Source organism: Pseudomonas sp. SBT1-2 (assembly GCF_028640875.1).
Taxonomy (GTDB): Bacteria; Pseudomonadota; Gammaproteobacteria; order Pseudomonadales; family Pseudomonadaceae; genus Aquipseudomonas; species Aquipseudomonas chlororaphis_I.
In genome coordinates this window covers 99,971-114,240 of the sequence record NZ_JAQZAA010000045.1, presented here as the reverse complement: position 1 = coordinate 114,240, position 14,270 = coordinate 99,971, and the positions used below count along the sequence as shown (strand labels likewise).

The window sequence follows — 14,270 nt, the reverse complement described above, 5'->3', positions numbered from 1 at the left end:
GGCCATCCCTTTCAAGGTCTTTTCGTTTTGGCAGCCTTGATGACCCTGTCTGTTGAAACGTGGGCATGTACCGCCGTCCCTTGAACCCATGTCCTGGGCTTGGGTACCTTGGGGCCTCGTTGGCTTTTGGCGACTTGCTTGGGTTGAATGTTCTTGGCTAATTCCAACAAGCGCTGGGCCAGTTTTTCCATTGAGACGATCGGTAGATATTCGACGGGCAGAGCGATCTGCATGCCCTCATATCCAGCTCTGACCTGGATCGCCAAGTGATAGATCGAAGCCTCCCAGCCCTCAGGCTGAGTCTCTCGATGAGCGTGTTCGACGCTGCGCTTGAGCAAGGCCAGTACGTTGTACGCCAGCACGGCAGTGGTGAATCCAAGCAAGGCAGCTCGTGGACTGCCGAGAGATTCAATTTCACTTTCCAGAATGGCTTCCAGTCGCTGGAACATCCCTTCAATACTCCAACGACGGCGATAGAAGTCCGCGATCTGCGGTGCGCTGATGCTCTCGGGCAGGTTGCTCCAGAACATCAAACTGCGGTCACCTGAGTCGTTTGGTGAATGGAGCGTCAACTCGATGCGTCGCCACTGATGCCCCCCTCTTACCTCAATGCTTTGTTCACGCACCGTACCTGTTGCAACAGGCAAAGATGCTTGCCACTCGCCCTCTTGAATCAGGCGCGGGTGCTTGGCCTGCTGGCGAATGACAAATGACGTTTTCACTTGTTCACAGGCCTCCATTACAGGAAGCGTGCAGTAGAGCCGATCAGCGATCCAAACCTGGTTCGTCTTGGCATCGGCCAGTAGCGGCAACACGCAGACTCGCTCGCTTGCGTAGGCGTCTTCGCAGGGTTGCAGGTCAATGACCTGATCCAGGTCGGGATCGTAGACCACGACCGAGAATCCGGGACGAGCCGCTCCGCGCTCGTGCCGTAGTACTCCAAGGCGCTTTTCGGTGGACGCCAGGTGGCTGCCGTCTACCACCCGAACCTGCCAATCGGGCAGCATGGCTGAGCCCCCCAACTCCTTGATCGTCGGAGTCAGGCGCTGCGCGCAACCTGTGACCAAGGCGCGCAACAGAGCCGGTTCGGTACGGCTGACCTTGTCGTAAAGGGCCGCCAGGCTAACCGGAAGATCCTCCAGCTGCTTGGCCGCGGCATGTAATGACGGCTTCAAGCCCAATGAAACAAGGGACATGAGCTTAACGATGGTTGAGAACAGCAATTCGCGGGAGTACTGCCGTTGCCGGTGTTCTTCGAAAACCTGATCGACCCACTCCGGCGCAATGGCTTGCTCCAAGGCAAGTTTGGCCATCACGCTGGCAGGTGCTTTTTTCTCGAATCGCGCTAGTACATCGGCCCACATCGTTCGGGTCTTCCTGACTGAATTTCAGCGGATTTTACCCAAGACCTTGAAAGGGATGGCCGTAAGGGCGGAACCGCCAGCGGCCGTGACCGCAGGAATGGATATGTACCCCGTCCAACATCACCAGCGAAGCCACCACCGCCATCGCGGGCAAGCCTCGCTCCTACAGAAGCAGTGATCACCTCAAGCATCAGTTAAAACCTGTCACCTATGTGATTGAACTGTTCTGTTACCCATGTTGATGAACTGCACCAGAAACCAGATAGCAGTGTCCCCCGCCGTAAGGGCGAAACCATAAGCCGCCGTGACCGCAGGAATGGATATGTGTCGACGCTGATTGAAAACTGACCCACCGCAAGTAGGCATGCGGCAGGTATTTTCGGTGCAGATCAAAACGGCTCATCGTCCTCGGTACCGTCATCGTCCTTGCGCTTTCGTTCACCTGATTTGATCTTTGTCTGGGCGAGCAAGCTGCTGTGTTGCAGACAGACTCGTTGCCCGTTTCGACGATGTGGCAGTGGTGTGTCAGCCGATCCAGCAACGCCGTGATCATCTTGGCGTCGCCAAATACGCTCGACCATTCCGAGAAGCTGAGGTTGGTCGTGATGACCACGCTTTTGTTCAGGTTGCACGCCTAATGTGAACCCACCTGCGGCCGATAGTATGCAAGGACCACCAGTATCGACGTCTTATTTCAGGGTTATCAATGGAAATTCCATACAGCATCAGACTTTCATTTTTTGATTTCTGGAAGGGGCTCTTCAAAGGCACGCTTTTCATCCAGAAGCGTTTGCGAGGGCATTTGAAGGAGCAGCAGAAGAACTGGCCAAAGAAGCAACAATACAGCCAGGGATATTTCTATCAGGGCTTGGAAGAACTGGGAATCACAGGCCTGAAGCCTACGGGTTTTCGGTTCAAGCAATACGCCATTGATGAAGAATTGAAGGGCGCTGACGTACTGGACATCGGCAGCAACTGCGGTTTTGTCTCAGTATATTGTTCGCGACTGGCGAAATCCGTGACAGCCGTCGAACTCAACCCTTTTCTCAATAAAGTGGCGAAGGATACCGCGCGTTATTTGAAGCGCGACAATATAGAGTTTATAGAAAGCGATTTTTCGGTATTTGCCACAGATAAAAAATTTGATGTAGTGCTGTCGTTTTCCAATCATCACACCATTGATGGCAACCTCAATATGGGGTTTGAAAACTACATGAAGCGCCTGGTGTCGTTTCTAAAGCCGGGTGGCTACCTACTGTTTGAAAGCCACAATGTTTTCGGGCCAGGTAGTGGCAACGTAGGTGATGACGGTGATATGGATGAAAAAATCAAAATCATGAACACCTATTTCGCCATAGAACGCTATCGAATGGTCAACTGTTACATGCGACACATGATCGATGATGTCGATAAGCTCTTCATTATTGCGCGGCTCGTGGACAATCCTCCGAAGACGGACTTCCGTCTTGAGCAAGCAATCCGTCGCTATCATTATTGACCCTGCATTCAATTTTTTTGGCTACCCATGACACCGTCCAAAAAACGGCAGCGCGAGCAATCTCGCTCCTACAGGTCGGTGTCATGCAAAGAAACAGTCGCTACCGTAACGCCCCTCTCGTTCAAATCGTGGATCAGGTATCTCCCCTTCCCCACTCATTGTTGCAATCCCCGCAACAGCTCATTTCAAATGATAGCTAGCTAACTATCAACACTTCTGATTACCCTTCCGACCTCCAGCCAAAAGCTGTCCGCAGGCCCTAGGCCGGCCATTGCGAGCCAACGGACAGCCTCGACTCCCCTGATGAGGTCACCCATGGAACCAGGCAGTTATCAACTGAGCATGAGCGTGCTCATGACGCCCGACAAAGCCAATTTCTCCGGCAACGTGCACGGCGGCGCCCTGCTCAAGCTGCTCGACGAGGTGGCCTTCGCCTGCGCCAAGCGCTATGCCGGGCGCTATGTGGTCACGCTGTCGGTGGATCAGGTGATCTTCAAGGAGCCGATCCACGTCGGCGAACTGGTGACCTTCCTGGCTTCGGTCAATTACACCGGGCGCACCTCGATGGAAGTCGGGGTCAAGGTGATGACCGAGAACATCCACGAGCGCACGGTGCGCCACACCAACAGTTGCTACTTCACCATGGTCGCCGTCGACCCCGATGGGCGCCCGCACCCGGTGCGCGCCTTCGTGCCGGAAACCGCCATCGAGAAACGCCGCTACGCCCAGGGCCTGCTGCGCAAACAACAGCGCCAGGAGCTGCAAGAGCGCTACCAACAGATCCGCAACTCGGACTGAGCCCGCCCTGCCTGCCCGCCGGAACCCCTGTCTTGCGATTTGCCCAAGGAACGATCATGAAAATATCGCTGTTGAGTCGCTACGCGACCCTGACCCTCTGCCTTGCCCTTACCTTGTTCGGCCTGCTGTTCTGGCCCGCCAGCCTCTGGGGCCAGGGGCTGATTATCCTGGCCGGGGTGCTCAGCCTGGTCGGCTTCAATGACCTGCTGCAGAGCCATCACGCGGTGCGCCGCAACTACCCGATCATCGGCAATATCCGCTACCTGATCGAGTCGATTCGCCCGGAGATCCGCCAGTACCTGCTGGAAGGCGACGACGAGAAACTGCCCTTCTCCCGCTCACAGCGTTCGATGGTCTACGCCCGCGCCAAGAACCAGCCCGCGGAAAAGGCCTTTGGCACCCTGGCCGACGTCTATCAGCCCGGTTTCGAATTCATCAGCCACTCCATGATCCCGGGCGATGCCTGCGACCCCAGCCAGTTCCGCGTGGTGGTCGGCGGGCCGGACTGCCTGCAGCCTTACAGCGCCTCGGTGTTCAACATCTCGGCCATGAGCTTCGGCGCGCTGAGCGCCAACGCCATCCGCGCCCTGAACAAAGGCGCCCGGCTCGGCGGCTTCGCCCATGACACCGGGGAAGGCAGCATCAGCCCCTATCATCAGGAGTTCGCCGGCGACCTGATCTGGGAAATCGGCAGCGGCTACTTCGGTTGCCGCACCCTGGACGGCCGTTTCGATGCCCAGCGCTTCTCCGAGCAGGCCAGCCATCCGCAAGTGAAGATGATCGAAATCAAACTTAGCCAGGGCGCCAAACCCGGCCATGGCGGCATCCTGCCCAAGCACAAGGTCACCGCCGAAATCGCCAAGACCCGTGGCGTGCAAATGGGCCATGACTGCGTGTCGCCGGCGCGGCATTCGGAGTTCAGCACGCCTATCCAGTTGCTGGAATTCATCGTCAAGTTGCGCAACCTGTCCGGTGGCAAGCCGGTGGGTTTCAAGTTCTGCGTGGGTCATCCCTGGGAGTTCATGGCGATCGTCAAGGCCATGCTCGAGACCGGCATCCAGCCGGACTTCATCGTGGTCGACGGCAAGGAAGGCGGCACCGGCGCCGCGCCCCGAGAGTTCACCGATAACATCGGCATGCCCATGCGCGAGGGCCTGCTGTTCGTCCATAACACTCTGGTTGGCGCCGGCCTGCGCTCGCAGATCAAGCTCGGCGCCAGCGGCAAGGTGATCAGCGCCTTCGACATCGCCAGCGTGCTGACCATCGGCGCCGACTGGGTCAATGCCGCGCGCGGTTTCATGTTCGCCATCGGCTGCATCCAGTCGCAAAGCTGCCACACCAACAAATGCCCCACCGGCGTCGCCACCCAGGACCCGCTGCGCCAGAAGGCGTTGCAGGTCACGGACAAGGCCGAGCGGGTGCACAACTTCCACCGCAACACCCTGGTCGCCCTCGGCGAGATGCTCAGCGCCGCCGGCCTCGACCACCCCGCGCAATTGCAGGCCAAGCACCTGGTACGGCGCATGACCACCACCGAGGTGCGGCTGTTCTCGCAGATCCATGTGTTCCTCGAACCCGGCGAACTGCTGCAACGGCCGATCAGCTCGGAGTTCTATGCGCGTATGTGGAACATGGCCCAGGCCCATAGCTTTGCGCCGCTGGTTGTGGCTGCGCCGGCCAGGATTGAACGGCTGACGCCGGCTTAGTTTTTTGCATGACGCGGTGGCCGTTCGCGCTGGATGACGGGGGCAAGGTCCAGGGTTGAGGGGGCGGCCACTGACGTTATCGCGGGCAAGCCTCGCTCCTACAGGTGGCGATCAGGCCTGGCGAAAAAACTCCCCAGGCGTGGCATCGAACTGCTGGCGGAACGCCGCGATAAAGGCCGAGGTCGAGTCGTAGCCGCAGGCCAGCGCCACGTCCGTTACCCGCTCGCCTTGCTCCAGGGGCGTCAGCGCGCCCAGCAGGCGCAGCCGTTGGCGCCAGGCGCGGAAGGTCAGGCCGGTGTCCTGCAGGAACAAGCGGCTGAGGGTTTTCTCCGTCACGCCCAGCTTTTCGCTCCATTGCCCCAGGGTGGTCGGCTGGTCCGGGTGCGCTTGCAGGCTGCGGTAGATCTGCCGCAGGCGCGGGTCCTGGGGCAGCGGCAGCATCAGGTCCAGTTGCGGCGCGGCGGCCAGCTGGTCCAGCAGGACCTGGGCCAGGCGGCCGTCGGCGCCGTCTTCAGCGTATTCCACCGGCAGCTCGCTGAAGGCGCGGATCAATTCGCGCAGCAGACTGCTCACCGCCAGCACCTGGCAGGTCGCACCGGCCCAGGCGGTGACACGGCAATCCAGGTACAGGCTGCGCATTTCGGTGCGCGGCGAGCTGAACACCTTGTGCGGCATGCCGGCCGGAATCCACACCGCCCGCTGCGGCGGGGCGACAAAACGCCCGGCGCTGGTCTGCACTTCCAGCACGCCCTGGATGGCGTAGGACAATTGCACCCAGGGGTGGCTGTGGCGCCGGGTCAGCGCCCGATTGGGCAGGGATTCGGTGCGGCCGTACACCGGTCGAGGCAGGCTCGGCAGACCGGGAATACTGCGGCGGACGATCTTTTCATGTCCTTTAGGCGGCATTTACTGGCTCATTGGCGTTAGTCGGCAGTCCACCATCACGTTAGAGTCGGCCCACCGCCCTGGCAACCCCTGGATGATCCCGTTATGAGTCGCTCACGTCTTTTGCCCGACAATTTCACCCTGACCCTGATCGGCGTGGTGCTGCTGGCCAGCTTCCTGCCGGCCAGCGGCCAGGTGGCGCTAGGCTTCGGCTGGCTGACCAACGCCGCCATCGCCCTGCTGTTCTTCCTCCACGGCGCCAAGCTGTCGCGCGAGGCGATCATCGCCGGGGCCGGCCACTGGCGCCTGCACCTGCTGATCTTCAGCCTGACCTTCGTGCTGTTCCCGATCCTCGGGCTGGCGCTCAAGCCGCTGCTGTCGCCGCTGATCGGCAACGAGCTGTACCTGGGCATGCTCTACCTCTGCGCCCTGCCCGCCACCGTGCAGTCGGCGATTGCCTTCACCTCCCTGGCGCGGGGCAACGTGCCGGCGGCGATCTGCAGCGCCGCGGCGTCCAGCCTGTTCGGGATTTTCCTCACGCCGTTGCTGGTGACCCTGCTGCTGAATGTGCACGGCGATGCCGGCTCGACGGTGGATGCCATCGTCAAGATCAGCGTGCAATTGCTGCTGCCCTTCATCGCCGGGCAGATCGCCCGCCGCTGGATCGGCGCCTGGGTGGGCCGCAACAAGAACTGGCTGAAATTCGTTGATCAGGGTTCGATCCTGCTGGTGGTCTACGGCGCTTTCAGCGAGGCGGTGAACGAAGGCATCTGGCACCAGATCCCGTTGTGGAACCTGGCCGGCCTGGTGCTGGCCTGCGGCGTGCTGCTGGCGTTGGCGCTGCTGGCCTCCAGCCTGCTGAGCAAGCTCTTCGGCTTCAACCAGGAAGACCGCATCACCATCCTCTTCTGCGGTTCGAAGAAAAGCCTGGCCACTGGCGTGCCCATGGCCCAGGTGCTGTTCGCCGGCAGCACCATGGGCGTACTGATCCTGCCGCTGATGCTGTTCCACCAGATCCAGCTGATGGTCTGTGCGGTGCTGGCCCAGCGTTACGCCAAACGCCCCGAGTCGGTGCCGGAGCTGATGGCGCAGGTCGATCCCTGAGAGCCCCGCAACAGCCCTTGCAGGAGCAGGGGCTTGTGCTTTTGTCGGGACGGCAAGCCAGTGGCATACTGCCAGCCTTTTGCCGCCCGACGACCCTACATGGAAGTTTTTATGCGTCTCCCGCTCGTGCCTCGCGCTTTGCCCCTCCTCGCTGATTGCCGCCTCAGACAAGCGCCCACTCCCGCCGAACTCGGCGCTATCCAGGAGTGAAAAGCATGACGCTTACCGCCGACCGGGTACTCCAGCACTACTTGCCCTTGAACCCGGTGGAAAAAAAACTGCTGGCTTACGGCGCCACAGGAGCGCGGTTCAGTATCGCCAAGCAAAGGCCTGTAGCCGGCACGGCGGAAAACACCATTCGCGCCAGTTTCCTGAGGTTCCTGATACTGGGCGGCGATGACAAGAACCCGATAGACCTGAACGGGGTTCACCTCGAAGGCGCCTTCATCCAGGGTTCCCTGCACCTCAGCTCCGCCACCATCGCCACCAACGTCAGTTTGACCCATTGCCTGTGCGACAAGGACCTGCGGCTTGAAAACACGGTGATCGACGGCTGGCTTGATTTGAGCGGCAGCCAGTTTTCCGGCGTTGAGGCCCAGTATCTTCGCGTGTGCTCATCGTTCAGCCTGCGAGGGTTCCACTGCCAGGGAACCCTATGCCTGATAGGCGCAAAGGTCGCAGGATCACTGATATTCAGCGGCGCTCAACTCGATGGCCTGGGGAAAAACGCCCTGGATGCTGATCGTTGTGTCATTGACGCAAACATCGTATTCGAAAACGGGTTCAAGTCTTCAGGCGAAGTACGATTGAACAGCGCGACGATGAAAGGATTGAAGTGCTCGGATTGCACTTTTACCGCCACTACCGGCATTGCCCTGAACGCGGACAAGGCTCATGTGAGCGGTAGCGTATTTCTGTCTACTGGCTTCCACTCCATTGGCACGGTTCGCTTCACAGCCGCGCGAATCGACGGACAGTTGAGTCTGAAAGGTTCACATCATCTGGATGGCAACGGCGGTTTTTCCTTGATCGCGCAAAACATGATCGTCGGTAAAACACTGATGCTCACCCATCTGGAACATCCTTTACAAAACGCGGCTTTCAGCGGCTCTCACGTCAGGACCTTGAGCGACGACTCAAAGACCTGGGGCAAGGAGCTGGGTCTTAACGGTTTTACCTACGACTTCCTGACCACCGATTCCCCCTTGCGGGCCAAGGATCGTATCGCCTGGCTCGACTCACAGCTGCCATCCAGCACAGGCGACGACGGCCTCAAAGGCTCCGAGAGTGGATTCCTGCCACAGCCCTGGCTCCAGCTGAAGCACGTCTTTGAAAAGATGGGCCACTTCGAAGAGGCACGAGAGGTCGGCATTGCTTTCGAACAGCGTCTACGCAAGGTCGGCATGGTGGGACATCGCACAGCCAACTGGATATGGGGAACCCGCTGGCTCGGCAAGGTCCCCCACGTGCTCTATGGCGCGCTCACCGGCTACGGCTATCGCCCCATGCGGCTGCTGGCCTGGATACTGGGCATCTGGCTGTTCTTCACCAGCGTCTACTGGTACGCCGCCATCGAACACAAGGTCTTCGCCCCCAGCAACCCACTGGTATTCCAGAACGAGGCCTACGCCAGTTGTACCCCTGAATATGGCGATGCCTGGAAAGAGCAACACCCTAAGCAGGATCTGCCTTCCACCGTAGGCAACTGGTACACCTGCAAGGCCCTGCGCGGCGAATACACCGGCTTCAGCCCCGGCGCGTATTCGCTGGACATCCTGCTGTCGCTGGTCGATCTGCAGCAGGAAAAGGACTGGGGTCCGATCACCCCGACGCCCTTCCCCGGCTATTGGGATGAACTCAAGAATCTCGAATGGGGCCACGGCATCCGTCTGCTGATCTGGCTCGAAACCCTCATCGGCTGGGGCATCAGCCTGTTGCTGGTGGCGATCGTCTCCGGTCTGACTCGGCGCAAGGAATAAGCGTCTATACCTGCACGGGCCTCGAACGGGGCCTGCTCGATACCCTTCACGGTTCAAACAAGGAAGCTTCACATGAGCGCCATCGGCAATTTTCTCTGGTTTATCCTCGGCGGCATTTTCATGGGCCTGTGCTGGTGGCTGTGGGGCATCCTGGCCTTTATCAGCATCGTCGGCATTCCCTGGGGCCGGGCCTGTTTCGTCATCGGCACCTTCTCGTTCTTTCCGTTCGGCAAGGAGGCGATCAGCCGGCGCGAGCTGAACAACAAGGACGATATCGGCACCAGCGGCCTGGGGGTGATCGGCAACGTGCTCTGGTTCGTGTTCGGCGGTATCTGGCTGGCGCTGGGGCATGTGATGTCGGCGCTGCTGTGCTTTATCACCATTATCGGCATTCCTTTCGGCATCCAGCACCTGAAGCTGGCGGGCATCGCCCTGGCGCCGATCGGCAAGACCATCGTGCGCAAGGAAGTGGCCGCCGCGGCGCGCACCTTCAATGCCCAGGATGCGGCGCTGAAACAGCGTCAGCCAGGCTGAAGCCCAGGCGCGGAGGCCTCGNCTCGTCGAGGCCTCCGCCGCTGCGCATGCCGGCCGGCATGCTCCCCACGCTTGCGCACTCCGACCGCCCTCAAGCTCGCAACCTGATCGCCAACACCACGTCACCTTGAAACAAGCCGCACCACGACCTTGAAAGACGCCCACAGCGGTGCCCGCCGCAGTTGGACAAGTCCCACGCCCACTGCTTTTATTCAGCCCCGGGGCCCTGCGCAGTCCGCGCTCGCCAGGAGGCTTGTCGCCCCCGCCCACCCGCTCACGCCCAAGGCCCGCAATGCTCAAGACCATTGAAGCGCAAGTGCTGAAACAGGCCACGCCACCGGCCCTCAAGGCCGAGTTCGCCCAGTACGACTTCGAGCGGCTGCACGGTTTCTGCCTGCTGATCTACGTCGCCAGCATCAGCATCTGGCTGCTGTTCAACCTGATCGTCAGCTTCCCCGGCAAGCAGGGCTTCACCCTGTACTCGATGGCGTTCCTGGCCGCTCTGGCGATCAATGCGATCGTGCTGGCCTTCACCCGAAAGGTCCGGCACTTCCAGTGGCTCAACCTGGTCTTCGTGCTGATCATCGGCGCGGGCATCCGCCTGGTGATCGAAGGCATGCCGCTGGAGCTGCGCCCCGACTGGCTGATCATCGGCGCCTCGAGCATGCTCTACAGCGCCTCGGTGCTGCCCCTGCGCCGCTGGTCGTTCTTCGCCACCGTCGTGCTGACCTGGGTGGTGCTCGACCCGTTCATCATGACCCAGACCTCGGTGCTGGAACTCAAGGGCGCCATGCTGCTGATCTACGCGCTGTTTCTCACCGCCCTGACCCTCTACAGCTTCATCAAGCTACGCCAGGCCAAGCTGCACACCTACATCATGTCCAAGCTGTTGCTGGAACAGGCCTACAACGACACCCTGACCGGCATCCCCAACCGCCGCTCGTTCATGGCCCGCGCCAGCGAACAACTGGCGGCGCAACCCCGGGAGCATGACCACTACCTGGCGATGATCGACGTCGACAATTTCAAGAAAATCAACGACCTGTACGGCCACGACAGCGGCGACGAGGTGCTCAAGCAGGTGGCCGCGGACATCAGCACGGTCATGGCCGGTTTCGACTACGCGCGCCTGGGCGGCGAGGAGTTCGCCATCTACCTGTGCGGCGTGCGCCGCAGCGACGTGGAGCAACTGGCTGAACGCCTGTGCCAGGTGGTGCGCCAAGCGCCGGCCCGCCATCCGGTGACCATCAGCATCGGCCTGGCCCGGGTCGAGGACAGCGACAGCCTGAACCAGGCGCTGGTCAAGGCGGACAAGGCGCTGTACCAGTCCAAGCACACGGGCAAGGATCGTTACACCTTTCACCCGTGACGGCTGCGGCAACGCACCGGCGCGACCCGCCGGGCAAATAAGATAAACTGCCGCCCTCTCTTGATCAGGCGCCCCCGTCATGCCCGCAGAGCACGCCCCCAAGCCCTATACCCTCCTGGCGATCGACGACGACCCGCAGTCGTTGATCGTGCTCTCGAAAACCCTGACCACCGAATATGAAGTGCTGCTGGCGAAGAACAGCGAGCGCGGCCTGGCCCTGGCCCGCAGCGCCAGCCCGGACCTGATCATCCTCGACATCCTGATGCCCGAGATGGACGGTTTCCAGGTGCTCAGCGAACTCAAGCGCCACCCGGCGACCGCCGCCATCCCGGTGATTTTCCTGACCTCGCGCAGCAGTGTCGAAGACGAACGCCTGGGCCTGCTGCTCGGCGCCGCCGACTACATCGCCAAGCCGATCTCGCCACCGGTGGTGCTGGCCCGGGTGGCGACGCAACTGGGCTACCGCGACAAGCCCCTGCACAGCCCGCAACCGGCGGCCGAACCCTCGGCCGGCAGCGACATGCGCGACGGCTTCATCGGCGCCCTGGCCTTGCAGCTGGCCGGCAACCCGCAGATCCGCCTCGAGGCGCTGCTCGATACCCTGTCGATCCTGCTCGACAGCGGCGTGACCCAGAGCGAACCCGCGGCGTTTCGCAGCGCCGCCTGCCTGGCCCTGATGGGCCTCAACCAGCCCGGCAGCAGCATCGGCCAGGCCCTGGCCCAGAGCCGGGTGCTGATCGAGGAGATTCTCGCCCACGCCGACCCGGAAGACCGCATCCTCAACCTCGCCTGGAAAATCACCCATGCCGAGGCGCTGCTCCAGGGCGACCCCAGCCCGGCAAGCCTCGATCTGCCGTTCTCGGCCCGTCTGTTCGCCCTGGCGCTGAACTACCACCTGAACCTGCTGCAACCCGGCGACGACCTTGCCGGCCGGCATGCCCAGGCCATGGCGCAGATGTATCAACAGCCGGGGTTCGAGCAATGCATCGCCTGCGGCCCGGCGTCGCTCTCGGCGGCCTTGCTGAGTTCGTCACAGAGCTTTTTCGGCCTTTGAACGGACAGTGAGCCTTGCCCATGCCTAACCTCGCTGACCTGGAACTGTTCGTGCTGATTGCCGAGCTGCAGGGCCTGTCGCCCGCGGCGCGCATCATGTCGATCACCCCGGCCGCCGCCAGCCTGGCGCTCAAGCGCCTGGAAAACCGTCTCGGCGTGCGCCTGTTCACCCGCTCCACCCGCACCATGAAACTCACCCCCGAGGGCGTGCGTTACCTGGAAAGCGCGCAGCACGCCCTGAAGATCCTGGCCAACGGCAAACGCTCATTGACCCACGACGACGGCATGCTGGAGCTCACGGTGTCTTCCGACCTGGGCCGCAACCTGCTGCTGGACCTGCTCACCCGGCTCAAGCAGCAACGGCCGCGCCTGTACATCAAGCTGGCCCTGAGCGACAAGGAAGAGGACCTGCTCAAGGGCCGCTTCGACGCGGCGCTGCGCTATGGCAAAAGCCTGGCGCTGGACCTGGTGGAGCTGCCGGTGCTCAAGCAGCACCACTTCATCGCCTGCGCCGCGCCCGGCTACCTGGCCGAACATGGCACGCCCGAATCGCCGGAACAGCTGAGCGAGCACGAATGCATCATCTGCCACAGCATTGGCCGGCCGGAGAGTCGCTGGCGTTTCCATGCGCCGGGCCAGATCGAGGATGTGCGGGTGCAGGGGCACTTCTGCTGCGACGATGGCGATGCCGCGCGGCGCTGGGCGCTGGCCGGCCATGGCGTGGTCTATCTGCCGCTGTTGAACGTGGTCGAAGACCTGCTCGCCGGGCGCCTGCTGCCCCTGCTCCCCGGCTGGCAGGCCGACGCCGCGCCGCTGAGCCTGGTGGTGTCGCACCGTTCGCAAATCACCGAGTCGCTGCGGGCCTTGCACCAGTGCCTGGTGGAGCACTGCACGGACCGCATGGCGCGCTACCTCGAGCTGACCCGGGCAACGCGCTAACCCTGGGCCGCGCGCAAGTCGACCAGCAGCTCATAGGCCTGCTGGAACTCCAGCCGGTAGATCCGCTCCTGAATGGCCCGCAGGGCGCTGCAACGGCTTTGCTCGCACAGCTCATCGACCAGCGCCAGGGCCTGCGCATTGTGGTTGCGCAGCAGCTTGGCCAGCCGCTCCAGCTTCAGCACCTGCTCACTGCCCAGCGCCTCGCTCTCCCGGCCCTGGGGCCCGGCACCCGCCGCAGGCAAACACACCAGGCCGGCCAGCAGCGGCTCCAGGCACTGCGCCAGCTGGCGGATCAAGGGCGCAAGATCGGCCTGCCCGGCGCACTGCTCCTCCAGTTGCCGGGCCGCCTGCCTGACCGCCGTGGCGCCGATGTTGCCGGCCGCACCCTGCAGGCTATGGGCCAGGAAGCCGATGGCCTGCAGGTCCTCGGCGGCATGGGCCTGCCACAGGCGCTCGATGAGCCCTTGCTGCTCATCGCGAAAGTCCGCCAGCAGTTTGTGGTGCAGCGCCAGGTCCTGGTTCACCACCGCCAGCCCGAGCGCCGAGTCGATGCCCGGGTAGGCCGGTGCTGAAACGCCGTTGGGCAGGCTTGCCGCGATCGCCCCCGCGGGCAGTTCCAGGTGCTTGATCCAGCGCACCAAAGTCCGATAGAACGCCGTGACTTCCAGCGGCTTGCTGATCAGGTCGCTCATACCGGCGGCCAGCACCCGGCCCTGGACATCGGCCTGGCTGCTGGCGGTCACCGCGATGATCGGCAGCGAGCGCAGGTGCGGATAACCGCGGATCTTGCGCGTGGTGCCGTAGCCGTCCATGACCGGCATCTGGCAATCCATCAGCACACCGTCGAAACGACCGTCCCCGAGCAACCGCTGCAAGGCCTCGGCGCCGTTGGCGGCCAGCACCACCTGGACCCCGGCGCGCTGCAACAGGCCCTGCAACACATCCTGGTTCAGCCGGTTGTCCTCGACCACCAGCACCCGCGTCCCCGCCAGCAACCGTGCGTAGTCGTTGACCGTGCACAACCCCGCCGCGCCGGCCACC

The 14,270-nt window shown here is 62.1% G+C and carries 12 protein-coding genes and 1 pseudogene; 9 read left to right on the top strand and 4 right to left on the bottom strand.

What is annotated here, in order from left to right:
• Positions 1–11: 11 nt before the first annotated feature.
• On the bottom strand, positions 12–1,313 hold the full coding sequence (locus PVZ78_RS04680; RefSeq protein ID WP_273828291.1) for an IS4 family transposase: 1,302 nt from the start codon (positions 1,311–1,313) through the stop codon (positions 12–14).
• A 440-nt stretch (positions 1,314–1,753) separates the two neighbouring features.
• Positions 1,754–1,980 (bottom strand): annotated as a pseudogene (locus tag PVZ78_RS04675) (ATP-binding protein); the annotation flags it as partial.
• Positions 1,981–2,070: 90 nt separating this feature from the next.
• On the opposite strand from PVZ78_RS04675, the gene PVZ78_RS04670 reads away from it, so the two are divergent.
• The 3 genes from PVZ78_RS04670 to PVZ78_RS04660 all read left to right on the top strand — a co-directional run bounded on the left by PVZ78_RS04670 (position 2,071) and on the right by PVZ78_RS04660 (position 5,366).
• Positions 2,071–2,862 carry a class I SAM-dependent methyltransferase gene (locus PVZ78_RS04670; protein ID WP_273828289.1) on the top strand — a complete coding sequence of 264 codons (792 nt, stop codon included), beginning with the start codon at positions 2,071–2,073 and terminating at the stop codon, positions 2,860–2,862.
• A gap of 315 nt (positions 2,863–3,177) precedes the next feature.
• The gene (locus PVZ78_RS04665) at positions 3,178–3,660 is read left to right on the top strand and encodes an acyl-CoA thioesterase (protein WP_009049637.1); all 483 of its coding nucleotides are present in this window, start codon (positions 3,178–3,180) and stop codon (positions 3,658–3,660) included.
• Positions 3,661–3,716: 56 nt separating this feature from the next.
• A complete protein-coding gene (locus tag PVZ78_RS04660) occupies positions 3,717–5,366 on the top strand; it encodes an FMN-binding glutamate synthase family protein (protein ID WP_273828288.1) in 1,650 nt (549 codons plus the stop codon).
• Positions 5,367–5,477: 111 nt separating this feature from the next.
• Here PVZ78_RS04660 and PVZ78_RS04655 read toward each other — a convergent pair whose 3' ends face one another.
• Entirely contained in the window at positions 5,478–6,272 is a 795-nt protein-coding gene (locus PVZ78_RS04655; RefSeq protein WP_028682897.1) for an AraC family transcriptional regulator, read from the bottom strand.
• An 84-nt stretch (positions 6,273–6,356) separates the two neighbouring features.
• Here PVZ78_RS04655 and PVZ78_RS04650 point away from each other — a divergent pair, with 84 nt between their 5' ends.
• The 6 genes from PVZ78_RS04650 (at position 6,357) to PVZ78_RS04625 (ending at position 13,229) form a co-directional block, all read left to right on the top strand.
• Entirely contained in the window at positions 6,357–7,355 is a 999-nt protein-coding gene (locus tag PVZ78_RS04650; RefSeq protein ID WP_124348674.1) for a bile acid:sodium symporter family protein, read from the top strand.
• Between the two features lie 215 nt (positions 7,356–7,570).
• A complete protein-coding gene (locus PVZ78_RS04645; protein ID WP_038633465.1) occupies positions 7,571–9,334 on the top strand; it encodes a hypothetical protein in 1,764 nt (587 codons plus the stop codon).
• A gap of 72 nt (positions 9,335–9,406) precedes the next feature.
• On the top strand, positions 9,407–9,868 hold the full coding sequence (locus PVZ78_RS04640; RefSeq protein ID WP_009049642.1) for a YccF domain-containing protein: 462 nt from the start codon (positions 9,407–9,409) through the stop codon (positions 9,866–9,868).
• 292 nt (positions 9,869–10,160) lie between these two features.
• Complete coding sequence (locus PVZ78_RS04635) at positions 10,161–11,237, top strand: GGDEF domain-containing protein (protein WP_273828287.1); 1,077 nt, start codon at positions 10,161–10,163, stop codon at positions 11,235–11,237.
• Between the two features lie 79 nt (positions 11,238–11,316).
• Positions 11,317–12,291 (top strand): response regulator, encoded by a 975-nt coding sequence (locus PVZ78_RS04630; RefSeq protein WP_273828286.1) that lies wholly within the window; start codon positions 11,317–11,319, stop codon positions 12,289–12,291.
• Positions 12,292–12,311: 20 nt separating this feature from the next.
• The gene (locus PVZ78_RS04625; RefSeq protein ID WP_016705325.1) at positions 12,312–13,229 is read left to right on the top strand and encodes a LysR family transcriptional regulator; all 918 of its coding nucleotides are present in this window, start codon (positions 12,312–12,314) and stop codon (positions 13,227–13,229) included.
• Here PVZ78_RS04625 and PVZ78_RS04620 read toward each other — a convergent pair.
• On the bottom strand, positions 13,226–14,270 hold a 1,045-nt coding region (locus PVZ78_RS04620; protein WP_273828285.1), incomplete at its 5' end, for a response regulator. The two genes, PVZ78_RS04625 and PVZ78_RS04620, sit on opposite strands and share 4 nt — an antisense overlap.